The 24,670-nt window shown below is 63.0% G+C and carries 21 protein-coding genes; 16 read left to right on the forward strand and 5 right to left on the reverse strand.

Features of this window, described 5'->3' with window-relative positions:
- The first annotated feature begins 34 nt into the window (after nt 1–34).
- From OVA24_RS04775 to OVA24_RS04800, 6 genes are read left to right on the forward strand one after another with little or no spacing between them, the layout of a single operon-like run.
- Nucleotides 35–1,003 carry a bile acid:sodium symporter family protein gene (locus tag OVA24_RS04775; RefSeq protein ID WP_267674032.1) on the forward strand — a complete coding sequence of 323 codons (969 nt, stop codon included), beginning with the start codon at nt 35–37 and terminating at the stop codon, nt 1,001–1,003.
- Nucleotides 1,004–1,012: 9 nt separating this feature from the next.
- Complete coding sequence (locus OVA24_RS04780) at nt 1,013–2,089, forward strand: phosphotransferase family protein (protein WP_267674033.1); 1,077 nt, start codon at nt 1,013–1,015, stop codon at nt 2,087–2,089.
- Nucleotides 2,090–2,102: 13 nt separating this feature from the next.
- Nucleotides 2,103–2,834 (forward strand): HpcH/HpaI aldolase family protein, encoded by a 732-nt coding sequence (locus OVA24_RS04785; RefSeq protein ID WP_267674034.1) that lies wholly within the window; start codon nt 2,103–2,105, stop codon nt 2,832–2,834.
- Nucleotides 2,831–5,608, forward strand: a complete 2,778-nt coding sequence (locus OVA24_RS04790) for an exo-alpha-sialidase (protein ID WP_267674036.1) — start codon at nt 2,831–2,833, stop codon at nt 5,606–5,608. Before OVA24_RS04785 ends, OVA24_RS04790 begins: the two co-directional genes overlap by 4 nt.
- 18 nt (nt 5,609–5,626) lie before the next feature.
- Nucleotides 5,627–7,456: a right-handed parallel beta-helix repeat-containing protein gene (locus OVA24_RS04795; RefSeq protein WP_267674038.1), complete on the forward strand. Its 1,830-nt coding sequence runs from the start codon at nt 5,627–5,629 to the stop codon at nt 7,454–7,456.
- A 53-nt stretch (nt 7,457–7,509) separates the two neighbouring features.
- Nucleotides 7,510–8,280: a helix-turn-helix transcriptional regulator gene (locus OVA24_RS04800; RefSeq protein ID WP_267674040.1), complete on the forward strand. Its 771-nt coding sequence runs from the start codon at nt 7,510–7,512 to the stop codon at nt 8,278–8,280.
- A gap of 12 nt (nt 8,281–8,292) precedes the next feature.
- Here OVA24_RS04800 and OVA24_RS04805 read toward each other — a convergent pair whose 3' ends face one another.
- Both OVA24_RS04805 and OVA24_RS04810 read right to left on the reverse strand, forming a co-directional pair.
- A complete protein-coding gene (locus tag OVA24_RS04805; RefSeq protein WP_267674042.1) occupies nt 8,293–9,618 on the reverse strand; it encodes a DUF1552 domain-containing protein in 1,326 nt (441 codons plus the stop codon).
- A gap of 84 nt (nt 9,619–9,702) precedes the next feature.
- Entirely contained in the window at nt 9,703–12,084 is a 2,382-nt protein-coding gene (locus OVA24_RS04810) for a DUF1592 domain-containing protein (RefSeq protein WP_267674044.1), read from the reverse strand.
- Between the two features lie 158 nt (nt 12,085–12,242).
- Between OVA24_RS04810 and OVA24_RS04815 the strand changes: the two genes are divergently transcribed.
- The 3 genes from OVA24_RS04815 to OVA24_RS04825 all read left to right on the forward strand — a co-directional run bounded on the left by OVA24_RS04815 (nt 12,243) and on the right by OVA24_RS04825 (nt 14,875).
- Nucleotides 12,243–12,608 carry a metallopeptidase family protein gene (locus tag OVA24_RS04815; protein ID WP_267674046.1) on the forward strand — a complete coding sequence of 122 codons (366 nt, stop codon included), beginning with the start codon at nt 12,243–12,245 and terminating at the stop codon, nt 12,606–12,608.
- A 107-nt stretch (nt 12,609–12,715) separates the two neighbouring features.
- Nucleotides 12,716–13,777, forward strand: a complete 1,062-nt coding sequence (locus OVA24_RS04820) for an SPFH and helix-turn-helix domain-containing protein (RefSeq protein WP_267674048.1) — start codon at nt 12,716–12,718, stop codon at nt 13,775–13,777.
- Between the two features lie 6 nt (nt 13,778–13,783).
- Complete coding sequence (locus OVA24_RS04825) at nt 13,784–14,875, forward strand: TFIIB-type zinc ribbon-containing protein (protein ID WP_267674050.1); 1,092 nt, start codon at nt 13,784–13,786, stop codon at nt 14,873–14,875.
- Between the two features lie 24 nt (nt 14,876–14,899).
- Here OVA24_RS04825 and OVA24_RS04830 read toward each other — a convergent pair whose 3' ends face one another.
- Complete coding sequence (locus tag OVA24_RS04830) at nt 14,900–17,278, reverse strand: transglycosylase domain-containing protein (protein WP_267674051.1); 2,379 nt, start codon at nt 17,276–17,278, stop codon at nt 14,900–14,902.
- Nucleotides 17,279–17,375: 97 nt separating this feature from the next.
- Here OVA24_RS04830 and OVA24_RS04835 point away from each other — a divergent pair, with 97 nt between their 5' ends.
- The gene (locus tag OVA24_RS04835) at nt 17,376–18,356 is read left to right on the forward strand and encodes a S1C family serine protease (RefSeq protein ID WP_267674052.1); all 981 of its coding nucleotides are present in this window, start codon (nt 17,376–17,378) and stop codon (nt 18,354–18,356) included.
- Nucleotides 18,357–18,374: 18 nt separating this feature from the next.
- Nucleotides 18,375–19,628, forward strand: a complete 1,254-nt coding sequence (locus OVA24_RS04840) for a S1C family serine protease (RefSeq protein WP_267674053.1) — start codon at nt 18,375–18,377, stop codon at nt 19,626–19,628.
- A gap of 50 nt (nt 19,629–19,678) precedes the next feature.
- Here the strand turns inward: OVA24_RS04840 and hemQ are convergent, their stop codons facing one another.
- Nucleotides 19,679–20,506, reverse strand: a complete 828-nt coding sequence (gene hemQ / locus OVA24_RS04845; RefSeq protein ID WP_267674054.1) for a hydrogen peroxide-dependent heme synthase — start codon at nt 20,504–20,506, stop codon at nt 19,679–19,681.
- Between the two features lie 3 nt (nt 20,507–20,509).
- On the reverse strand, nt 20,510–21,544 hold the full coding sequence (locus OVA24_RS04850; protein ID WP_267674056.1) for a hypothetical protein: 1,035 nt from the start codon (nt 21,542–21,544) through the stop codon (nt 20,510–20,512).
- A gap of 132 nt (nt 21,545–21,676) precedes the next feature.
- On the opposite strand from OVA24_RS04850, the gene OVA24_RS04855 reads away from it, so the two are divergent.
- The 5 genes from OVA24_RS04855 (at nt 21,677) to OVA24_RS04875 (ending at nt 24,669) form a co-directional block, all read left to right on the forward strand.
- The gene (locus OVA24_RS04855) at nt 21,677–21,907 is read left to right on the forward strand and encodes a ferredoxin (protein ID WP_267674057.1); all 231 of its coding nucleotides are present in this window, start codon (nt 21,677–21,679) and stop codon (nt 21,905–21,907) included.
- Nucleotides 21,900–22,298: a DciA family protein gene (locus tag OVA24_RS04860; RefSeq protein ID WP_267674058.1), complete on the forward strand. Its 399-nt coding sequence runs from the start codon at nt 21,900–21,902 to the stop codon at nt 22,296–22,298. The genes OVA24_RS04855 and OVA24_RS04860 overlap by 8 nt, the downstream gene beginning before the upstream one ends.
- An 8-nt stretch (nt 22,299–22,306) precedes the next feature.
- Complete coding sequence (locus tag OVA24_RS04865; RefSeq protein ID WP_267674059.1) at nt 22,307–23,344, forward strand: NUDIX domain-containing protein; 1,038 nt, start codon at nt 22,307–22,309, stop codon at nt 23,342–23,344.
- Complete coding sequence (locus OVA24_RS04870; protein ID WP_267674060.1) at nt 23,341–23,697, forward strand: dihydroneopterin aldolase; 357 nt, start codon at nt 23,341–23,343, stop codon at nt 23,695–23,697. The genes OVA24_RS04865 and OVA24_RS04870 overlap by 4 nt, the downstream gene beginning before the upstream one ends.
- 333 nt (nt 23,698–24,030) lie before the next feature.
- A complete protein-coding gene (locus OVA24_RS04875; RefSeq protein WP_267674061.1) occupies nt 24,031–24,669 on the forward strand; it encodes a hypothetical protein in 639 nt (212 codons plus the stop codon).
- The last annotated feature ends 1 nt before the right edge of the window (nt 24,670 follow it).

A 24,670-nucleotide genomic window follows, 5' to 3' on the forward strand; every position in this document is an offset into this window, starting at 1 on the left:
TGCCACGGTATCCTGACCGTGATGGGACAACGACATGCACGGACTCATCAGCCGCTTCACCGATCTCTATCCCGTATGGGTGATCTCCTTTGCCGTCATTGGCCTCGTCAAGCCGGAGGCGATGACCTGGTTCAGCGGTCCGTGGGTGGTTTGGGCGCTCAGCGCGGTCATGCTGGGGATGGGGTTCACGCTGACCGTCGATGATTTCCGCCGCATCTTCAGGATGCCCGGTTGTGTCGCTGTCGGACTCATCGCCCACTACACCATCATGCCTCTCTCCGCGTGGGGCATTTCCCACCTCCTGAAACTGGATCCCGGTTTCGCCGTCGGCCTCATCCTCGTCGCGAGCTGTCCGTCCGGCACCGCGTCGAATGTCATCTGCTACCTGGCCCGCGCCAACGTCGCGCTCGCCGTCATCATCACACTTGCTTCGACGCTCGTCGCCTTCATCACCACCCCATTGTGGTGCAAGGCGCTGGCCGGACAATACGTCCCGGTGGATGCCCTCCAACTTTGCCTTTCCACGCTCCAGATCGCGGTCATCCCCGTCCTCCTCGGAGTCTTCTGCAACTGGAAATTCCCCGCCGCCACCGCGAGGATCAAGCCCATCGGCCCGCTGGTGTCAGTCGTCGCGCTGATGTTCATCACAGGGAGCATCGTCGGGCAGAACGCCAGCTCCGTGATTGAGAACGCGGGCACGTTGGCCATCGCCGCTGTCCTGCTCCACGCGCTGGGCTTTGGGATCGGCTACGTTGTCGCGAAATTCATCCGCTATCCGGAGGACATCGCCCGCACCATCTCGATCGAGGTGGGCATGCAGAACGGCGGACTGGCCGCCGTGCTGGCGAAGCAGAATTTCCCGCTCCAGCCGCTGGCCGCGGTTCCCGCCGTGTTCAGCGCCATCACCCAGACGTTGCTCGGCAGCCTCCTCGCAACCTGGTGGCGGAAGCGGCCGGTCAGATCCTCCACTCCCGTGGAACCCATCGCCTCGGAAGAAGCCTGATCCACCGCCATGCCCTCTTCCACCCCACCGCTCCGTGCGGGCACCTACTACTGGAAATGTGACCGCCCCGCCGCGTTCCATGGCAGCTCCGGCCATGACCACGCCACCCTATCCCGGATGGTGGAGTCGTTGGTGGAGCGCCGGTTTTCAGCTCCTGCGGAAATCAGCGAGGGGCCGGGGCAGGGGAACCACGTCACCTTCACCGCCACCTGCGGAGGGCGGTCCCTTTTCATCCGCATCGACGACAGCCCGGAGCATGACGGCTACCTGGCCATCGAATCGCGGGTCCAGGAAACGGTGCGCGCGCTGGGTATCCCCACGCCGGAGATCTTCGCGGCCGATGCCTCAAGGTCGGAGGTTCCCTTCGCATGGCAGATCATGCGCCGGATCGATGCGCCGGACATCAACCACCATTTCAAGGCAGGCACCCTCGATCTTCATTCCGCTTCGGAGGCCATCGGCGCCGCCATCGCAACCTGGCAATCTCTCTGTCCCGCGGGCTTCGGTCCCTTCAGGTCCACCGAAGGCGCGTTGGAGGGATGGCACCCGACCTACGGCGACTACTTCTTCCTCCATCTCGACCGGCATCTCCATTTTCTCGAGCGGGAGTCCTTCCTGTCCCCTGTGGAAACATCGGCCATCCGCCGTGAGATCATCGCCCATCAGACCCTGCTCGATCTGCCCCGGGGTTGCCTGGTGCACAAGGATCTCGCCTTCTGGAATATCCTCGGCACCCCCGATGAAATCCTCGCCTTCATTGACTGGGACGATGCCATTTCCGGGGATCCCATGGATGACTTCTCGCTGCTCGCCTGCTTTCACGGCGCGCAGGTTCTTGCGCCCGCCTTCGCATCCTACCAGACCCGGCGGGCGCTTCCCCCTGAGCACCAGCGCCGCTTCTGGCTGCATCTCCTGCGGAACATGCTGGTGAAGTCCGTCATCCGCATCGGCGCGGGTTACTTCGACCGGAGCAACAGTTTCTTCCTCATCAATGACGGTGTGGATCTGAAGACATTCACCCACCAGCGCCTCTGCCAAGCCCTCGCCGGCCTGCGCGGGGACCTCCCCATTTCATCCCTCCGATAAACCACCTCCCTCCATGATCGGCTCCTGGCTTTCCATTGGTTCCCCGGTGATCGCGGAAATCGCGGCCCGCTCCGGCTTTGACTGGCTGCTTCTTGACCTGGAGCACGGCAACGCGACGGAGGCTGCCATCCCCGACCAGCTCCGGGCCATCTCCGGCACCTCCGTGAAAGCCATCGTCCGGGTCGGCGCGCCGTATCCGGATCTCATCGCCCGCGTGCTCGACTGGGGTGCCGATGGCATCATGGCTCCGCGCATCAACTCCGCCGCGGAAGCGGAGGCATTGGTAAGTGCCGCCCACTACGCCCCCCGCGGCAACCGGGGATACTCCCGCAGTTCCCGCGCTTACGGCTACGGCCTCCAATCTCCGTCCTCCGCCGCGGAGATCACGCCCCCACTCATCATGGCGCAGATCGAAACCATCGAGGGCGTCCGTCATGCCTCGGAGATCGCCGCGGTGCCGGGCATCGACGTGCTCTTTGTGGGGCCAGCGGATCTCCAGTTCGACCTCAATGCCCGGCCCGAAGCCGCCGCCTTCACCTACGCCGAATGCCTGGGGCGGGTGAATGAAGCCGCCCGCGCCCATGGTAAGGCTACCGGGATCCTCGTGCGGGACCATTCGCAGTATCATCACCATCTCGGACTCGGCTTCACCCACATCGCCATCGACTCCGACCTCTCCATCCTCCGCAACGGCTACCAGCAGATCCTCACCCTCGCACGAACCCAACTCATTCCGAACCCATGACGCGCCATCTTCTCCTGTCCGCCCTTTTCCTTTCCTGGAGCTTCGTTCGTGCTGAAAGCCCGGTGCCCCGGAGCATCCTCGATCTCACGCTCGAACCCACCGAAATCAACTTCAACCCCGGTCCGGAATATTCCGAGGAGCAGCAGGACTACGCCATGGTCATCGGCATGGATCGCACGCCGAAGGGCCGGCTGTGGGCCGCATGGGTCGGCGGCGGTGACAGTCCGCTCGCGTACTTCATCGCCGCCACCAGCGATGACGATGGGAAAACGTGGTCCCACCCGCGCATGGTCATCCGCCCTGGCCGGACGGTGACCGGGCTGAACCGCAGCGTCATCGTCGGCAACTTCTGGACGGATCCCACCGGAAAGCTCTGGATGTTCTATGACCAGTCGCTGGAACAGTTCGATGGCCGGGCCGGTGTCTGGGCCATCACCTGCGAGAATCCCGATGACGAAAAGCCCACCTGGTCCGCGCCCCGCCGCATCTGGCACGGCATGTCCCTCAACAAGCCCACCGTCCTCACCAACGGCGACTGGATGCTGCCCATTTCCCTGTGGGACCGTGGGCACATCAAGCCGGTCTTCGGAGACGCCTACCCGGAACTGGATGACCAGCGCATGGCCCACTGGTTCGCCTCCAGCGACCAGGGGAAAACCTGGACCCGGCGCGGCGGCGTCGCATTCCCGAAGCCCCGCTTTGACGAGCACATGCTGGTCGAGCTCAAGGACGGACGCCTGCGGATGCTCGCCCGCAATGGCGATGGTATCATGGAGTCCTACTCCGGTGACCAGGGCACGACGTGGAGCGAACCCGTGCCCTCGGAGATCAAGAACCCCAGCTCGCGCTTCTTCTTCCGCCGCCTCCAGTCCGGGAACCTGTTGCTCGTAAAGAACGGCCCGCTCGACCGGAAGTTTGAGCGCACCCACATGACCGCCTATCTTTCCGATGACGACGGGAAGACATGGAAAGGCGGGCTGGTCATCGACGAGCGCGAGGACGTTTCCTATCCCGACGGCTTCCAGGCACCGGACGGTCGCATTTACATCATCCACGACCGCGAACGCTCGAAGCAGCGCGAGATCCTCTTCGCGAAGTTCACGGAGGCGGATATCCTCGCGAAAGAGTTCGTCACCCAGGGTTCAGCGGGACAGATCCCTGTCTTCAAAGGGCGGGGGGCGCGGAAAGGTGCGTATCTTCCCAACAACGGCATCCAGCTTGCCGAGCAATGGCCGCCGAAGGATCTGGACCCGAAGTCCGCGGAACCCATGCCGGTGCCGTATCTGGAAAAGAAGAACATTCCCGCCGTCATCCCCATCAACATCGGCCGCCAGCTTTTCGTCGATGACTTCCTGGTCGAAAGCACCGACCTCACCCGCACCTTCCACGCTGCGGAAAAGCACGGAACCAACCCCGTCTTCAAGCCGGGAACCAAACACGAACTCGAACCCACCGGGATCGAGGGACAGGACCAGGCCGTCACCTACCTTGGTCACGGCGGGGTGTTCTACAATCCTGCCAAGAGCCATTTCGAGATGTTCTACACCGCCAGTTGGCGCGGTGGGCTGGCGCTCGCCACCAGTCCGGACCTGATCCACTGGACCCGTCCGCAGCTCGGGCTTTCCGGAGATAACATCATCCTGCCCGCAGGCTCCGACTTCGCCGGGAAGGACAACGCCATCTGGCTCGATTTGGCCGCGAAGGATCCTTCCCAACGCTACAAGGCCATCATCCAGCGCGGGAAAGGCCACACGCTCCATACCTCACCCGACGGCCTCGTCTGGTCGTCCGGCATCCCCGCAGGGGATTCCGGAGATTACTCGTCGTTCTTCCATAACCCGTTCCGCAACGTCTGGGTCCAGAGCATCAAGCGCAACACCGACCGTGGCCGCGCCCGTTACTACCATGAAAGCCGTGCCTTCACCGGCTCCGCCGGGCGGGACAAGTCCGTCTATTGGACGAACGCGGACAAGCTCGATCCGCCCGATCCTGCGATCAATAATGCCCCCCAGCTCTACAGCCTCAACGCCGTCGCCTATGAGAGCATCCTCCTTGGCGAGCACTACGTCCTGCTCGGTCCCACGAACCGGGTTTGCGAACAAGGGAAGTTCCCGAAGATCACCGAGCTGCATCTCGGCTTCAGCCGCGATGGCTTTCACTGGTCGCGGCCTGATGATCGCAGGCCCTTCATCGCCGCCAGCCGCCAGGACGGACAGCACGACCGAGCCTATCTCCACGGCACCAACGGCGTCATGCTCGTCCATGATGACAAGCTCTGGTTCCCCTACTGCGGCTACTCCGGCATCGCGCCGAACGGACACCGCGGCATGTACACCGGCGCCTCCATCGGCATGGCCACCCTCCGCCGGGACGGCTTCGCATCCATGGACGCCACCGGGAAATCCGGCACCCTCACCACCCGGCCCGTCGCCTTCAACGGCCGCCATCTTTTCGTGAACATCAGCAACCCGGGAGGGGAACTCCGCGTCGAGATTCTTGATGAAAAAGGGAAACCCATCGCTCCCTTCACCAAGGAGAACAGCGTCACCATCAAGGCAGACAGCACCCTCCACGAAGTCATCTGGAAAGGTGCGGAAAACCTCGAAGAGCTCCGTGGCAAATCCGTCCGCTTCCGTTTCCACCTCACGGATGGCAGCCTCTATTCCTTCTGGGTCAGCCAGGATGCCAACGGCGCGTCCGGCGGCTACCTCGGCGGCGGTGGCTCCGCCTACGGCGGCATTATCGATACCAAAGGAAAAGACGCCCTCAAATAACCCGGCAACATTACTCCCATGATTCCATTGCTCAAACCGGCGGCGCTGGCAGCTGTCATTCTCTCCTGCATCTCCCCGGCTCTGGCGGACACCGGAGTCTCCCTTGCTGACTATGCCGACCACAAGAAGGGCGACGATTGGGCGCCCGCCATCAGAAAGGCATTCGCGGATTCGCCGACGGTGAACGTCCCCGAGGGCCGCTACCTCACCTCCCGGGTGGAATTTTCCGATGGCATGACCCTCCGCGGGGCGGGGGAAGGCACCGTGTTCGTTCCCCTCGGAACACGTCTTTTTGACATCAACGGCGAGGCCGGGAAAGAGGTGCCCGTTGCTGCTGACATCGTGGATTTCTCAGACGGAATCGATCTTGAATCCGCCGATGGACTGACTGCCGGGGATGACATCCTCATCCGCGGCCAGCGAAACTCCATGATCCGCGAAGGCACCGCCGGACTCCACTATGCAACGGACTGGGTGCTCGGTCGGACCCGGAAATCCAGTTGCTTCTACGGCGAGTTCGATACCGTCAAGTCCATCGACGGTCCGAAGCTCACCACCGCCGGCAAGCGGATCTTTCCCGGCTACTTCAAGGACGATAGCCGCGAACCTCCGTCCCTCGGGAAGGATTTCGTCCAGCGGAAGTCCACCACTGTGAGCAAGCTGTCCCTGGTCAGGAACGTGACCCTCCGCGACTTCGCCGTGGAGGGGACCCGGGACTGCCATATGCCTTTCCGCGTCCGCTATGCGAAGGACTGCCTGCTGGAGAACATCGCTTTCACGACGAACACCGAATCGTTCAAGAAGGACGGCACGCCCGACCTTTCGGTGGTCTATGCGATCTACGTCCGGAACACCACCGTCCGCAATTTCCGGGTGGAGCTTTCACCGGAGCTTCTGGCCGTCCTCGACGCCAAGGAAAAGGTCTATAAAAACTTCTCGAACTACAATCTGTTCAAGATCATCAGCAGCACGGCCAGCGGGCTGGAGGGATGCAGTGCCAACGGCGGAACCCATCCGTTCAATATCACCCGCAGCGCTTCGGTGGAGGCGGGAGGCGGCATCCCTTCGATCGGTTGTTTCATCCGTAACTGCACCGCGTCGAACTGCATCTGGTCCGGCATCAAGGTCCAGCAGGCCTGCTACGACACGGAGGTATCCGGGAACACGGTTACGGCCAGCGCCCAGGGCATCATCACCTGCGGCCGCAACACGCGGATCACGGACAACCGGCTCACGACCACGGTGCCCCACTCCGCGGACTACTACTACACGCATGTCACGCGTGGAGGCACCATGGGGGTCGGTGTCATCGAGGGCTACGCGTGCGGCAGCATCGTCAGGAACAACATCATCGATGGCTTCCGTTCCGGCCTCGCCATGGTCGATGGTTACGAGGACAAGAACTGCTTCGAGGAAGGCAACATCCTGTTTGAGAACAACGCCGTCAGCGGGTGCCTCCGCGGGTTCACCCTCTACAAGAATCCGCACTGCGTTTCGTTGGGGCGGAATGATCTGAAGGTTGTCATCCGGAACAACACCTTCTCGCGTGCGGCGGGGAAAGACGGCCAGCCTGCTACCGGCATCCATTTGCCGGACCAGTCCGCCGGGCTGGAGATCCGTTCGAATGCTTTCCGCGGATTCGATGAAGGCGTATGGATGGGCGGGCTGGTCGATCTGATCGACATCAGCGGCAACGGATTCGAAGATTGTGGTACCGGGATGACACTCGGGGAAATTTCTCCGGATGCCGCCGGTGCCGTGGTCCGTATCAGGGAAAGCGGCAATACTCTCACCCGGACCGCCAGGATCAGCGAAGGACTGGGACACGGCCATGTGAAGGGATTTTGACTCGCTTCCCGAGCGGACCGGCGGTGCAATCCGGCATCAACCCGTAACCCGCCGTGGCTGGATTCGACAATTTGCAGGAACTGCATGACCTGTGCCGCCTCCGCTCCACGCTGGAGGCGTTCGCGGCGGTGCGCCTGGGCGGCCATCCGGACCGCAGTGCGCTGCACCGGATGTTCCTCGGCCATCTCGCCCTGATGAAGGATCACGCCATGCAGGGAGACTATCCGGCGTTCCATGCGGAGGACATGAAGCTGCACCGATCCCTGGTGGAAAGTGCTGGTGTCGCCGCGTTGTCGCACTGCTGGGAGGCCGTGGCGGGAGACCTCGGCGAATGGATCCGGCACGTGAAGAAAGTCTATTGGCCGAGCCTGATGACCCTCTACCGGGAGCATGAATTCCTCATTGAAGCCTGGGCTTCCGACGAGTCATGGGTTGCGGAGCAGGCCACGCACCACCACCTGGAAGCCGGATGGTTCCGGGTCGCGAGCGCGCAGGGACAGGTCGTGCCGGACATCCATCCAGTGGACCGGGCGACGTCGTTCATCTGCACCCACTACGCCAGCGGGATCGATGTCGAGTGGCTGGCGCAGAATGTCAGCTTCGTCAGCGCGAGCCACCTCACGCGCCTGTTCAGGGAGCGGCTGGAAATTTCACCCCACGCGTTCCTGAAGCGCGTGCGGATGGAACGCGCCGCGGAACTGCTGCGGACCCACACGGATGCCGTGGAGCTGGTGGCGAGGAAGGTGGGTTACCGGAACGTTTCCCATTTCTGCCGCGACTTCCGCGGCAATCACGGGGTGACACCGAACCAATACCGGAAGTGACTCCGCCCGTCCTCAGACGGTGACCAGATCCAGCGCGCCGCCATTCGAAAGGGCGGTGTTGCCGAAGCTCTGGAGGTCGTGGCCCATGGCCTTTGCGATGGTCATCCAGAGACGGTTGTGCGGGACCTTGTCGAGCACCAGGGAGCGGCCCATGGTGAAGTCACCGCCACCGCCGAGGAGCACCATCGGGATGTCATCCAGCGTGTGGCTGTTGCCCTTGCCGAGTTCGTTGGTCCAGACGAGCAGCGTGTTGTCCAGCATGCTGCCCTGTCCGCCAGGCTCGGGAGTGTCGGCCAGGCGCTTCGCGAGGTAGGCGAACTCTCCGGCGAACCAGAGGTTGATCTTCTCCAGCTTCGCCTGCGCGTCCGCGTTGTTGTCCGGCTCGTGGGAAAGCGTGTGGTGGCCTTCCTGCACACCCAGCCAGTTCATGCGGGCCTCACCCACGGAGCGCATGTATTGCAGCGTGGCCACGCGGGCCATGTCGTTGGCGAAGGAATTCACCAGCAGGTCGATCTGCATGCGGGAAATCTGTGGTGTGTTGTCGTTGACCAGCTCGATGGTCGGGTCGATCTCCGGCATCGGGTGGCCCATGTCCTTTTGCTGGCTCTGGCGGGCGATCTCGCCCTCCATCTCGCGCACCAGGTTCATGTGCTCGTCCAGCAGGGCACGGTCTTCGCTGCTGAGTTTGGTGGAAATGCGTTTGAGGTCGCCGCTCACGTGGTCCAGCACGCTGACGAGACCTTCCTTGTCCTGCATCTTGCCATACAGTTTGCCGAGCATCTGGGACGGATCGTCGATCGGGGCGACGGGCTTGTTGGCGCCCGCGTAGGACATCCGGGTCCAAGGATCGGCGCGCTTTGGCACGGCCACGCCGAACTCGAGCGAGCCGAAGCGCGTCTGCGTCTCCGCCTTGCCCTGGAGGAAATTCTTGATCTCTTGGTCGATGGAAATGCCGCTGGCCCAGCCGGCCGGGGTGTCGGAGCCGCCCTGGATGTTGCCGGGGGCGAGTTCCGTCGCGGTCAGGAGACAGGACATGCCGCGCATGTGGCGGTCGCCGTCGCCCTGGATCTTATTGTAGACGCCCTTCAGGAGCAGGGTCTTGTCCCGGAACGGGGCGAGCGGTTCCAGGATCGACTTGAATTGGAAATCCTTGCCCGCCGCATCCGGCCAGAATTTCTCCTGAACCGTGCCGTTCGGGGAGAACATGATGACCAGCCGCTTCTTGCGCGGCGCGGTACCCTGGTTGCCATAGAGGCTGCCCAGTCCGCCGATGAATGGCAGGGCTGCGGCGGAGATACCGAGGTGACGGAGGAAATCGCGGCGTGGGATGGAGGTCATGGCGGGTGGGGCGGTGAAAAAGTGATGGGAACGTTTGGGAGGCGTGGTCCGGTGGTTTATTCCAGGAAAGTGACGGGATTCAGGTCAGTTCGAGGCGGTCTCCTTCGGCGGAGCAGGCTGCATGCCCTGGGTCGTGGCGATGAGGGCGGACTCCACCAGCAGGTCCCGCACATTATAGCCCCGCTCGGCGAATTTCTGGACGAGGTTTTTCTCCGTGTCCTTGCCGAAGGCGGCCAGCGGCTGCTTGTTGGTGTGGTGGAAGAGGTGCTTGATGAAGGTCTTCTTCGCGGTGTCGCTGCCGATGGCGAAGGCGGCGATGTCCTTCGGTGAGGCGATGCGGATGGTGCCGCCGTTGTCGTCCGGATAGTCGCTGGCCGTGTTGATCGGCTTGTTGTTGTCCATCTCCCGCCAGCGGCCGACGGCATCGTACTGCTCGAGGGCGAAGCCGAGGGGGTTGATCTCCGAGTGGCAGCCCATGCACGCGGCGGAGCGGGTGGCGTCCGTCACCTTTTCACGCATGGTCCAGGTCGGGTCGAAATGCGCGTCCTTGAACTCCACGGCCTCCGGCGGGGGTTTGAGCGCGCGGCCCACGATGCTGCGGGTCAGGAACACGCCCCGGTGGATGGGTGAGGTGTCCTTGAAGTAGGCGAAGGAGGTCAGCAGGTAGGGATGGGTCAGCACCCCGGCGCGCTGGCTGCCTTCGAGGTGGACTTTTTTGAAGTCGGGACCGACGGATTCTTTTTGGTAGAACTTCGCGAGCCGGTCGTTGAGAACCATGTAGTCCGCGCTCAGGAGCTGCCGGTAGTCGCCGGATCCGTTCCAGACGATGTCGTCGATGAAGAAATCGAGCGAGCGGCGGAGATCGGCTAGGACGGCGTCGTTGAGGTCCGGGTAGGTCTTGGAATCCTTGGCGATGTTGTGGATATCCTTCATCTCCAGCCAATGGTGGAAGAAGCCATGGAGTTTTTCCTTTGCCCGGGGGTCCCACAGCATGCCATTGGCATAGGCACGGATCTGTTCCTCGGTGCCGAGCTTCCCTTCGTTCGCCCTGCGGAACAGGTCGCGGCTGGGTACGGAATCCCACATGGTCAGCGCGAGGCGGGAGGCGATGATCTGCTGGGTTGGCTGCCCTTCCTCGGCGGCGGACGGGTAGAGGAACCTCGGGGAGGTCAGGATCGCCAGCACCACGCGTTTGACGGCGATGTCCGGCTTGTCCGGAGTTGCTGCGAAGCGGGCTTCAATGAGGGTGTTGTATTCCTCGTCGGAGAGGTTCTGGCGGAAGGCGATGGAGGCCACACCGCGGAAGTAACTCTTGATCTTGTTGATGCGCTCCGGGTCATCCTTCTTCGTCCACATGAACGAGTCGAGCCGGTCGGCGATGATGTCCGCCGCGCTCATCGAGGCGCTGGTGACCGCATCGAACCATGCTTTCGAGATCGAGGTGCCGCGGGGATAGCCGTCGCTGGAGTCGTCTGCTGGGAACGGGGTGGAAACCACCAGCGTCTCCCGCGTGGAGTAGGGGACGAGATTGCGCTGCGGAATGACCTCCAGCACGCCGTTCGGGGCTTTCCACAGCAGCTCGATGGAGGACGCCTTTTCCTTGAATTTGAAATGCTCGAGCGTGATCGGGTAGGACCGCCCGCCGAGCAGGAAGATGGTGCCTTTCTCCTCACGGATGTCCGGACCGGAACTGACCCAGCCGTCGATGATGGGGTCGCGCCAGTTGTTGACGTGGAGGCGCACGCCGTTCTGGGACTTGATGACGAACTCATACACGCCGGTTTCCTCGGCGATGACGGAGCCTTCCCATTTGGATGAGTATTCGTCACTCGGCAGGACTTCCGGCACGGGGCTTTGCTCGCCCCAGTTGAAGGAAACCTGCCCATCCTTCCGCATGACGGTATTGCGGCCGCCACCCATGCCTTGGAGCGCGGTCACTCCCTTGCTGGTGAAGCGGACGCTCAGGCCGCGCTCCTTCGTCCAGACCGGCTGGAAATCCGCGAACAGATCCGCCACCGAGTTCCTGAACTGGGATGCGGTGAGGCGTGAAAAACTCTGCTTGGCCGGTGGTGTGGACTGTTCCCGCGACTTTTCGGAATAGAAAGCGTGGTAGATGTAGTCGGCCACCTGGGCGGACTGCACGGCGTCCAGCAGCTCCTCCTCATCTTCAGGCATCGTCTTGTCGATGCGCTTGGCGAGGGACGCGAGCGTCCTGTCACCATGGAGAGGGTCTTCGTATTTGTTCTTCACTCCTTCGCCGTTCTGGCCGTGGCAGTCCACGCAGTGCTTTTCCCAGATGATCTTTCCGGGATGGACATCCGCTGCCTCGGGCTTCGGTGCTGGAGCGGGTGCTGGAGCGGGTGCTGAAGTTGCGGCTTCCTTGGGAGCAGCGTCCTGGGCATGCAGGGGCAGGCCTGCCATGAAGATGGCGGCGACTGCGAATGTGCTGGGAGTCAGGATTCTCATCGGAAAAACACGCGCTGCCACTACGCCCCACGGGCGGCTGACCTTTCAGAAGAGACACCAGTTTCCCCCGTCCTACAAGGGGCCGCGGCATAGCACGATCGTGGGGCGGACGATCATCCTGTGATTGAATCCCATCCGGAAATCCCGTAGAGCGGGGCATGGAATTTGAAACGCTGAGCGAGTGGGCGGACGAGGAAGTGAAAGCGGTCGTCCGCATCCTCCCTCCGGATGTGCAGCAAGCGGCGGAAAAATGCGTGATCACTTTCGAAGCGAAACCTGGCCACGGCGCGTTCGATACGGAGCTGGCCGGGGATGAGCTGGGTCTTTTCGAAGGCGTTTGCCTGCTCGATGAACCTTCCCCGGAGGATCTTCCCCGGATCCGCATCTTCGTGGAAAACATCTGGGAATGGGTGGAGGAGGACGAACAGGACTTCCGTGACGAGGTCGGCACCACTTTCCTCCATGAACTCGGACACTACCTCGGCTGGGATGAGGATGAGGTGAACGAGCGCGGCCTGGAGTGACGGAAGGCCGGTGGTCGAAAGCTCCCGATTGTTTGTAAGGGAATGGGATTTTCCTTCTCAGAAGGAGCGGGAAATCCATAGTTCCCCCAATCATTCAAAACCAGATTATGGACATTCTCGGATTCATCAAAGGGGAGTTGCTGGAGATCATCGAGTTCATGGACGACTCGCGCGACACCCTCGCGTGGCGGTTCCCGGACGATGACAAGGCGATCAAGAACGGCGCGCAGCTCATCGTCCGCGAAAGCCAGCAGGCCCAGTTCGTCTATCTCGGGCAGTACGGGGACACCTTCAGCCCCGGCAAGCACTCGCTGGTCACGGAGAACATCCCGGTCCTGACGAAGCTCAAGGGGTGGAAGTATGGATTCCAATCCCCGTTCAAGGCGGACGTCTATTTCGTCACGACCCGCCTCTTCACCGGCAACAAGTGGGGCACCGCAAACCCCATCATGCTGCGTGACAAGGACTTCGGCGCGGTGCGCCTGCGGGCCTTCGGCACCTTCGATTTCAAGATCGTGGACGCCCCCACCTTCCTGCGTGAGGTGGCCGGCACGGACCACCATTTCCGCCTGGATGAGTTCGCGGACACCATGCGCTCCCGCATCGTCAGCATCTTCAGCAACGCACTCGCGGCGAGCGGCGTGCCCGCGCTCGACCTCGCCGCCCGCTACACGGAGCTGGGGGATTCCCTCCTGCCGCTGATCAATCCACAGGTCATCTCCAAGTATGGCCTGGAGGTCACCACCTTCCTCATCGAAAACATTTCCGTCCCGCCGGAGGTGGAGGCCGCCATCGACAAGCGTTCCAGCATGTCCGCCATCGGCAACCTGAACGACTACGTGAAGTTCCAGCTCGCCGAGTCCATGACGAAAGGCGGCGCCGGCGGTGGCAGTGGCGCGGATGCCGCGCAGATGGCCATGGGCTTCGGCATGGCCCAGGAAATGATGAAGTCCATGCAGTCCGGCCCGCCGCCCCTCCCGGGTGGCCCGGCGGCCGGTGCCGCCCAGATCGCGCCGGACCTCCTTTCGCCCGCACAGGCCGCGGAGCTTCTCGGCGTCACCGAGGCGGACGTCATCGCCTCCGTTGATGCCGGTGACCTGAAGGGCAAGAAAATCGGATCCGCCTACCGCATTTCCCGTGCGGCCATCGACGCGTTCCTTGCGGAATAAGTCGGTATGGCCGAGGTCAGCGCACTGAGGAAGCATCCCTGCCCGGAATGTGGCGGGGATGCGGAGTGGAACCCGTCGAAGCAGGCGCTCGCCTGTCCGTATTGCGGGACCGTCCTGCCGTGGACACCGGGGCAGGACCAGATCGGTGCGGCCATCCGGGAGCATCCGCTGGAGGAGGCACTGGCCAGCGTGTCCGCGGAGGCGCGAGGCCTGAAGGAGGAGAAAAAGTCGGTGAAATGCGAGAGCTGCCAGGCCATCAGCATCTTTGATCCCACCCGTGCCGCCCAGCGCTGCGACTTCTGTGGCTCGCCCGCCATCGTCCCGGTGGCGGACATGCAGGACGTCATCACCCCGGAGAGCCTGCTGCCCGTCGTTATCCCGGCCACCCAGGTCCGGGACAAGCTGCGGCAGTGGTATGGCTCCCGCTGGTTCGCGCCCAACAAACTGAAGAAGGCGGCGCTGACCGACACCCTCCACGGCATCTACCTGCCCTACTGGACCTTCGACGCCCACGCCAGCTCCAGTTGGTCCGCGGAGGCGGGCTACTACTACTACGTCTCCGTGAGTGACGGGAAAGGCGGTACCCGCCGGGAACGTCGCACCCGCTGGGAACATTGCTCCGGCCATCAGGCGAACTTCTTCGATGACGACCTCGTCCCCGGCACCGTCGGCGTGCACCTGAAGCTCCTTCGGAAAGTCGAACCCTTCCCCACCACCGACCAGCTCAAGCCCTACGAACCCGCGTTCGTCCGCGGATGGACCGTGGAGCGCTACCAGATCGATCTCAGGAAAGCTTCCGAAACCAACCGCTCCCAGATGGACGCCACCATGTACCGCATCTGCGAGCGGGCCGTGCCGGGCGATACCCAGCGCGGACTCCGTGTCTCCACCAACTACAGCAGCCGCACCTTCAAGCACATCCTCGTCCCCGTCTGGCTTGCCACCTATACCTATGGCTCGAAGTCATTCCAGGTGGTGGTCAACGGCTTCACCGGCAACATGGCCGGAGAGCATCCGCTGAGCTGGGTGAAGATCTTCTTCGCCGTGCTGGCCGTCATCACGGTCATCGCCGTGATCTTCGCCCTCAGCAGGGGGTAAGGGGTAGCGGGCTGGCTGACCTTCTCACTCCTCCACCGGCACGGCGCGGAGGGCGGGGCGTTCCTCTTCCACGGGGAGTGCCCGGCGGATGCGGGGTTCTTCCTGGACGGGGACGGCGCGGCGGGGTGGTTCCTCGCGCTGGGTGGGGCGGGTGGCGGGGCCGTCCTGGATGGGCCTGGCACGCGGGGCAGGAGGAGGTGGCTCGTTGCTGAGGTCTTCCTCGCTCACGATCTGCGCGCGCGCGGGGTGGATGGGGCAGAGGTCTTCCCTTGGCAGGGCGATGTCGGCCGGGACGGAGTCGTTGTAGGCGGTGCCCGCTTCCTCGCAGCCGGCGGTGGCGCGTTTGCTGGAAAGCCGGCACAGACGGCAGTCAACCAGATTCACCTTGGTGGTCAGGTTGCCCGCCTTGTAGCCGAGCCGGTCCGCCGTTTTCATGATGTCCACCCACACCGGCAGGGCGAGGGTGCCGCCGTAGCCGCCCTGGATGGTCTTTTTCGGCTGGTCGAAGCCGACCCACACCGCACAGGTGAGGGAGGAGGTGTATCCGGCGAACCAGGCATCCTTGAAGTCGTTCGTTGTTCCCGTCTTGCCGCCGCACGGCTTGTCAAATCCCAGCTTCTTGACGGAGGCGGCGGTGCCGGTGGAGGTCACCTGGTTGAGGATCTTCGAGATGGACCACGCGGAGCCGGAGGACGCGGCTTGGTAGGACAGCGGCTGGTTCGGGTAGAGGACGTTGCCTTCCTTGTCTTTGATCTCGGAGATCAGGTAGGTGCGGTAGCGCACGCCGTCATTCGGGAAGATGGTGTAGGCGCTGGCGATCTGACGGGGGGTGGCTTCCCACGCCCCCAGGAACGAGGCGGGGTTCTCCGGCATCGGCGTGCTGAAGCCCACCATACGGCTGAATTCCTTCACCTTGCCGATGCCCGCGTAATTCCCCACCCGGATCGACATGGTGTTCCGGGAGCGGATCAGGCCGTAGGATACCGGCTCCATGCCACCGAATTTTCCGTCGGAGTTCGCGGGCCGCCAGCTTCCCGCCCCTTTGATCTCCCCGGGCTGCAGGGGGCCGTCGCTGATGCGGGTGTCCGGCCGCAGGCCCTCGTCGAACGCGGCCAGATAGACGAACGGTTTGAAAAGCGAGCCGATCTGGCGGAGGGCCTGGGTCGCCCGGTTGTAGCGGGATTCATCCGCATCCCGTCCGCCGACGACGGCGAGGATTGCCCCGGTGCGGTTCTCCACCACCACCGCCGCGCCTTGGATGTAGTCCGGCTCCTTGCCCAGACGGTTGTCCTCCGGCAGGTCACGCCACGCCCCGCGGGTGCGGTGCGGGTAGCCGGAGTAGCGCTCCACCTCGCGCAGTTTCTTGTCCAACGCTTCCTCACCCCGCTGCTGGATGCGCATGTCGATGGTGGTGACGATGGTCAGCCCCCCCAGCTCGATGTTTTCCTTTTCCAGGATGATCTCCAGGTCATTCCGGATCGCATCCATGGCGTAGGATTCCTCATGCTCGCGCCGCCACATCGGGCGCACGGAGATTTCGTCCTTCTTGGCGGTGTCCGCCTGTTCGCGGGTGATCGCCTTCGCCGCCACCATCCGTTCCAACGTCGTGTCCCGTTCGCGGCGGGATGCCTCCATGTTCTTGAACGGATTGTAGGCGTCCGGCCCCCGGACGATGCCCGCCAGCAGCGCGGACTCGGACAAGGTCAGTTGTGACGGGTGCTTCTCGAAGTAGATCCGGGACGCTTCGCCGATGCCCTTGATCTGCCGTCCCCAGTTGATCTGGTTGATGTAGGCTTCCAGAATATCGTCCTTTTTCATCCGTTTCTCGATCCGGAAGGCAATGCCGATTTCCAGAAACTTCCGGTCCAACTGCTTGATCCGGTCGCCGTTCTCGCCCCGCTTCAGTTGGAAGATGTCGGAGGAAAGCTGCTGGGTGATGGTGGAGGCTCCCTGCCGCTTGCCCTGCAGGTTCATGATGACCGCCCGACCGATGCCGATGAGATCGATCGCGCCGTGCTTGTGGAACCGCTCGTCCTCGCGGGCGAGGATCGCTTTGCGGAAATCCTCCGATACCTGTTTCAGGGGGACGATCGAGCGTTTTTCTCCGTGGATCCGCCCGATTTCCTGGCCCTGGCGGTCGAGGATGATCGAGCGCTCCGGCATCGCGTGCAGCCTGGAAAGGTCGTAGCGGGAAGCGCGGAAGCCATAGACCACCGCCAGCACGCCCAGTCCGTAGAGTCCGGCGACCAGCGGGTAGCCCACCATCCGGGAAAGGATGCGTGTGGGCGTTCCGAAGGGCCGCGTCAGCGCGTTGAACAGGTGGAACGGCCAGAATATCAACAGCGAGAGCAATCCCGGCGAGCTGCGGCGACGGTTCGTATCAGACGGGTTGCGTTTTGGCATCGGCATGTGAAGATTAGCGCGTCATGGAACAAGGTTCCACCTCAGATTGCGGGATAAACGAAACATTCGTTTCGCGCCGCTGTTGAACTATACAACGATGAAGACGCCTCTCGTATTCACCCTGGTTCTGGGATGGTCGCTGGCATGGCTGGCAGCCCGGGAACCTGCACGGAACATTGACGATCTGATGAATCTGGAGCGGAAGGTCTCCGATGTCGCGATCAAGGCGATGCCGGCGACGGTCGCCTTGGTGTCGGATCAGCTCGGCTCATCCGGCTCCGGCGTGATCGTGAGCGAGGACGGCCTGATCCTGACGGCCGCCCACGTCATCCAGGGGGCGAAGGATATCAGCGTCGTCTTCCCGAATGGCCGCCAGACGGAGGGCAAGGTGCTGGGAGCCAACTACTCGAAGGACATCGCCATGGTCCAGATCCTGGAAAAGGGGCCGTGGCCGCACATGGAGCAGGGCATTTCCAAGAGCCTGGAGGCCGGGGACTGGGTCGTGGCGATGGGGCATGCCGCGGGCTACGATGCCGCGCGCACCCCGCCCATCCGCTTCGGGCGGGTGATGTCAAAGGGGCCGGGGAATTTCCTGACCACGGATTGCAAGCTCATCGGCGGTGACTCCGGCGGGCCGCTTTATGATCTGGAGGGCCGCGTGGTGGGGATCAACTCCTCCATCGGCGTGTCGCTGCAGAACAACAACCATGCCGGGATCGACGGATTCAAGGCGGACTGGGACCGCCTGCTGGCCGGTGAGTCCTGGGGGGAACTGCAGATGAACCCGCTGATGAACCAGGAGCGTCCGGTGCTGGGCATCGGGACCGCGGAGACCAGGGGGCGGGGTGTCGGTGTCTCCAGCGTGAAACAGGGTGGTCCGGCCGCGAAGGCGGGCATCAAACGCTATGACATCATCATTTCCATTGATGGTGCGGAAATCCGCGACCGTGCGGCGCTCGAGGAAAACCTCATCAAGCGTCTGGCGGGGGACAAGGTGAAGGTCGGCATCATCCGGGATGACCGGAACCTCGAGGTGGAGGTGGTGCTGGTGACGCTGGAATCCCTGATGAAGAAATAAATGAAACCATTTCCTCAAATGAAACGACTTCCCCTGCTATTTTCCCTCCTGCTTTTGCCCGGCATGCTCCCGGCGCAGTTCCCGGGGGCGCGCCAACAGCGCGAGGAAGTCGAAATTCCCCTGCTCACCCCCGCCGAGCGGAAGACCGTGGAACAGCAGCGCGAGGAATTCGCCAGGGCGGTTTCGCCCTCCCTTTCGGCGGCTGCCAAATCCACCGTCCGCATCTGGTACAAGGGGCCGCGCCGCGAAGTCCGGGCCGCCTATGGCACTGTGATCGGGGATGGGACGAAGATCCTCACGAAGTGGAGCCAGGTCATGAGGGCCGTGGATGACTTTCGCGTCGAGGATGGGAACCGGGAGGTCCGTCCCGTGAAAATCACCGGCGTCTACAAGGAAGAAGATCTCGCCATCCTCACCATCGAGGGTGCGCCCCTCACTCCGGTGAAGTGGACCGCGTCTCCCCTGGAACTCGGCGGCTTCCTCGTCGCAGCCCAGCCCGACGGCCGCCCCGCCGGTTATGGCGTGGTCAGCGTGTTGGAGCGGAACCTCCGCAAGGAAAGCCAGGGCTTCCTGGGCATCGAAGCCGCCAGGCACGATGGCACCGGCGTGAAAATCGGCCGTGTGACCAAAGGATCCGGAGCGGGTGCCGCAGGACTGAAGTCCGGGGACGTGATCCTGAAAGTGGGCGGGCGGGAGATTTCCGGCCTCAGTGAGCTGCAGAACGCGCTGTGGGGCGCGAAGCCGGGTACCGAGATCGAGCTTTCCATCCTCAGGGACGGCAAAAATCAGGAGACGGTCCGTGTCATCCTCGGCAGCCGCCCGGAAATGCAGCAGTTCGCGGAAGGCAGGCTCATGCAGATGGAGCGGATGGGCAGCCGCCTCAACGAGGTGAGGGATGACTTTTCCAGTGTGGTGGAGACGGACATGGTCATCGAGCCGGAACAGGCTGGAGGCCCTGTGGCCAACCTGAAAGGAGAGGTGGTGGGCATCACCATGTCACGCTCCGGGCGCACCCGCTCCTACGTCATGCCCTCCGCGGCCATCGAAGCGCTCCTGCAGAAGGAAACCACCGATCCGGCGCTCGCCGCCAGCAAGCAGCAGGAAGAGCGCGAGGAACAGCTCGCCCTTCGCGCCCGCGAAGCCCAGGGCGCTCCGCGTGCCCGGATCGTGGAGCCGGATGAATTCCTGAAAATGCAGCGCCACCAGGAGGACATGGGCAAGCTCACCGAGCGCATCCAGTCCGAGCTGGAAGCGCTCGAAAGGGGGGAATGAAAAAAAGCGGCGGCCCGTGACCGGACCGCCGCCTTTTGTTGGATTGGAAATCAGAGGCAGATCCGGCGGAACAGGACATCCAGCGGAAGCTGCATGCCGATGTAGAAGTCCCCGAACTCCGCGTAACGCGCGGACACCTCGTCGAAGCGCATTTCATAAACGATCGCCTTCACGTCGATGGTGTCCTTCGCCAGCAGGGTGACACCCCATTCATATTCATCCAGGCCGGTTGATCCGGTGATGAGCTGGAGGATGCGGCCGGAATAGGTGCGGCCCACCCGGGCGTGGCCGCTCATCAGCTCGCGCCGGGCGTCGTAGTCCAGGGAGTACCAGTTGTCGTTGCCGCTCCGGCGCTTGGACATCGGGTAGAAGCAGATCACCGGCCAGTCCGGCAGCATCGGGTAGAGGCGGTGTTTCAGGTAGTGGGCCATCCGCTCGTCGAATTCCTTCAGCGCCTTTTCGAACTCTTCGCTTCCTTCCGTGAGACCCTTTTCGGCGACCAGTGTCTCTGCGGCGTATTGCTCGCGGGTGGTGGTGTACTCGGAGCTTTCCGTCTGGGAAAGGTAGGAGTAGGCCGGGGTCAGGATCTCCGGTCCCAGGGAAAGCGTGAGTTGCTTTTCATAGGTGTTCGCCACCTGGAGGTCCGGGGTCAGCAGCATGAAGCCCAGATCCGCCTTCGGTGTCGCCACGGAGAAGATCAGCAGGTGGGTGTCCGGCGTGGCACGGATTTCCTGGACCAGTTCCGTCAGCCGCGTCTTCGCCTGGCGCTTTTCCTCATCGCTGAAAAGCGACCACTGGGCGTGGTCAACATGGTAGAACAGGTGCATGACGTGCCAGCCTTCGCGCGGCACGATCGGGGTGATTTCCTTCGAGGACATGGTTCAGCGTCGTTGGGTTGAAATGGGGATTTCGAAAAGCTTCTTGAAGTCGCTGCCGGGGGCGCTTTCGGAAGTTCCTTCGAAGACTTCGATTTTCCACGGCTTGGTTTCGCCCGTGCGGTAGGCGGCGAACATGCCCTGGTCGTCAAAGCCGGCGGTGGCCGCGATGGTGACGGTCCCATCGCCGCGGACGGGGCGGGTCACTCCGTCACCCACGATCGCGCCGTCGGAGTCGCGGAAAAGGACGCGGACGGCGCCAGGTCCTCCGGAGACGCCCAGCTCCACGACCGGCAGCAGCAAGGTGCCGCGGCGGACCGTTTCCCCACCGGAAATGTCCGGCTCCCGCCAGTAGCTGCTGATCTTGTCCGCAGAGATGATTTTTCCCGGTATGGGGAGATCCCCGGGCGTCAGGGGCTTCTGATTTTCCGGAATCTTGTTCACCGAGTAGGCCAGGAAAAACAAAAGCCCGCCCACTACCAGTGCCAGGAATCCGACCAGTCCCAGACGCTCCACTTTCGAGAGGCCCTTGGTCAGCTCTTTCACCGCGGTGGAGACGGGTTCCGCCGGGGCGGAGGATCCTGCAGCCTCTTCAGGCGCGGAGGGATCTTCGGTGTCCTCCTCATCCATCCTGGTCACTTCTTTCCCGGATTCGGCATCTCCGTCCGGAGAATCGTCTAGATCCCCGAACGCCTCGTCCGGTGCCGCGGAGGTCGGCGGGGCACCCTTGGTTTCCTCTTCGGCGGCCCCTGCGCCTTCGGACTCGTCCGGAGTGGCCAGCGGCTTCTTTTTCGGTGGGGATTGCTTGAAAACCAGATCGCGGCGGGTGCTGCGGGGGGTGATGGGGAGGATGGTGCGGCCTTCCTGATTTTTACCGGGTTCCGGGGCGGCTTCCTCTTCCTCCGCCGCCGCATCCGGAGCGGGTTCATCCAGGTCCCAGAGGTCCTTTTCCAGCGCATCCTCGACGCGGTTATCCTTGGTGAAACTGCGGCGCGGTTTCGCGTGTTTGCCGTCGGATTGGGGGTCGGGCTCGGGTTTCATGGGGTGCGCGGCGAAGTTACGGACTGCCCGGATGGATAGCCAGAGAGAAAGGCGCGGGCCGGAAATTGTAAATTTCCAGTTGCAAGGCTGGCCCGCCGCCTGCATCCAGAGCACAGCAATCTGTTGAACCTCATGGCGGACATCGAAGACAAGAATGTGGAAAACGTATCCGGCAAGTTCTACGTGGACAGCCAGTGCATCGACTGCGATCTGTGCCGGGAAACCGCACCGAACAACTTCACCCGTGCGGATGACGAGGGGTATTCCTTCGTCTACAAGCAGCCGGAGAACGAGGAGGAGGAATCCCAGTGCGTGGAGGCCATGGAAGGCTGCCCGGTCGAAGCCATCGGCGACAATGGCTAAACCCGCCAGAAAGCGGGGGAGTGGAGATACGGCGCGGCACGCGGCCATCCGCGAAGAAATCCTGCGCGAATGGCGCGGCGGGGATGAGGCGGACGACCTCACCGCAGGCATCCATCTGGCAGGCAAGTGGGTGGATGCGGTCCTGCGGGCCACCGGCACCCATGACGGACTGCACGAAGACCAGGTGCGGAGCGCCTGGAAGGAACTGGCCGGTGATTTCATCTCACGCCACGCGGAGCCGGTCTCGGTCAAGGACGGCCACCTGGTTCTGCGCGTGACCCAGCCCGCGATGCGCTTTCATCTGGAGCAGATGAAGCCCATGCTGCTCACCCGCATCCGCGAGCAGCTCGGAGCGGAGCGGATCAAGTCCGTCAAGTTCACCCTGGGCTGAATCTTTCCATGTTCCGCAATCTCATTTTCGACTGGTCCGGTACCATCGTGGACGACCTCGGTCCCGTGATCGAAGCCACCAACTTCGTCCTCGGGAAATACGGCATCGGCCCCATGGATCGGGAGGAGTTCCGGCGGCGGTTCCGCCTGCCCTACCGGGAGTTCTATGACGAGCTGCTGCCCGGCATCGCCTTGGAGGAACTGGAGGAACATTTCCGTCCGGCCTTCGACGGCGCGACCTCCACGGTCTTCGTCCTGCCGCACGCCCGGGAGAAGCTCGACTGGTGCCGGGAGCTGGGCATCCGCACCTTTGTCCTCACCTCCATGGATGCCGTCGCCTTCGCCCGGCAGTTGGACGAGTTCGGCCTGAAGGGCCACTTTGAGGCGACCTACGCCGGCGTGCTGGACAAGCGGCAGTTGATCCACCGCATCCTGGAAAGCCACGGCCTGGCACCGGAGGAAACCGCCTTCGTCGGGGACATGATCCATGATGTGGAGACGGCGCGGCATGCCGGCATCGCCTCCATCGCCGTGCTGACCGGCTACAATCATCCGGAGGTGCTTGCCGCCGTCCGCCCGGACCTCACCGTGCCGGATCTGGGCGTCCTGCGCGGCCTGCTGGCGAAGCGGAAATCCTCCAGACCCGTCTCCACGGTCGGCGCGCTCGTTCATGACGGTGCCGGAAGGGTCCTCATGATCCGCACCCACAAGTGGGGGAACCGCTGGGGCATCCCTGGCGGCAAGATCGAGCGGGGGGAGCCATCGGAGGATGCCCTCCGGCGTGAGCTGCGGGAGGAGACCGGCTTGGAGATTTCGGACATCCGCTTCGTCATGGTGCAGGATTGCATCGACTCTCCGGAGTTCATGCGGCCGGAGCATTTCATCCTGCTGAACTATGTCGCCCGGGCATCCAGTACGGACGTCACCCTCAATGACGAGGCCCAGGAATACCGCTGGGTTTCCCCTGCGGATGCCTCCGGTCTGGACCTGAACGAGCCCACCCGCCTCCTGCTTGCGGAGATCCTCTCCCAGAATCTGCTGCCATGAATCCACCCGACCAGATCGAGATCCGCCGCCTCAAGGTTTCCACCCATATCGGCGTGCCGGATGAGGAACGCGCGGAGCCGCAGACCCTTCTGCTCACCATCCGGATGACCCCCTGCCGGAACTTTGACGATCTGGCGGACGATATTTCCCGGACCACCGACTACTATGCCGTGTCACTGGAGATCGAGGCACTCGCCGCGGAGAAACCGCGCCGCCTGATCGAGACGCTCGCGGTGGACGTGGCGGAACACCTTCTGGCGCATCACCCGCTGGATCGCGTCGCTGTCACCATCGAAAAACACATCCTGCCAAACACGGAGTGCGTCGCCGTGCATGTGGAGCGGGGGAGGTGAGCGTGCCCAAATTTCTTGTCACCGCGGCGCCGGATCTGATATAGGCGTGATCGATGTCCAACCACTCCACCTCTGGATGGATGTCGCACGGGCGGATGGTCGGGATACTGGCGGCGGCCGTGCTGGTCGGTTCATCACTCGGATGGATTGGCTCCGCCGCCGCTGTGAAGGTCATTCCATCGCTGGCGGGAGCCCCGCAAAAATCATCCGGCGGGGAAGTTCCGGGAGGCGGTGCGGAACCCCAAGGCAAATGGAAGGCGGGGGAACGTCCTGCAAAGCCGCCAGGAAGAAAGCCGTTGTCCCGGGAGGAGATCGCAAAATTTGCGGCGGAAGATGAGAAAATTCCGCGCGGAGGCGGTGCAGCCTTTTTGGGACGCCGTGCATCGGGATGCGGAGAGCAATCCCAAGCTGCGCGCTATTCTGGACCTGAGGGAGAGTATGGGTGGAGATTCCAAGGCGTATGGCGATTTCCGCCGTAGCCTGCGTGATTGGGAGATGGCCGCGGAGGGCATCCAGGAGAAAACCGCACGTAACGGGATGTTTTTCGTCGTGGATGATACCGCTGAGCTGCTGTGGAGGACATCCTGGTGGCAGGATGAAAGATTCCGCTCATTCATGGATCCGGATGACATACAGGTCCGGCGGAATCTGGCGAAGGACCTGGTGGATCATGACATCGACCCCCGCGGACTCCTGGGTGATCCGGCGGAGGCGCGGACGGCGATCGGGGTGATAGAGCGGCAGTTGCTGGAAAAATTCCACAATGCGGTGGCCGCCAGTGGGGCTCCGCAGGATCTCTTCAACGAAACAAACCTGAGGCTGATGGCCAACAGCCATCACTACGGACTCTTGTACGCCAAAATCCTGGAACAGGTGAGTCCGGAAACAAAAGCGCTCGAAAAGACGGCACATCAGGAGATCGCCGACTACCGGAAGAAGGCCAAAGAACGGATGCGGGGCGGATCCCCATGAT

The organism is Luteolibacter sp. SL250, from assembly GCF_026625605.1.
GTDB lineage: Bacteria > Verrucomicrobiota > Verrucomicrobiia > Verrucomicrobiales > Akkermansiaceae > Luteolibacter.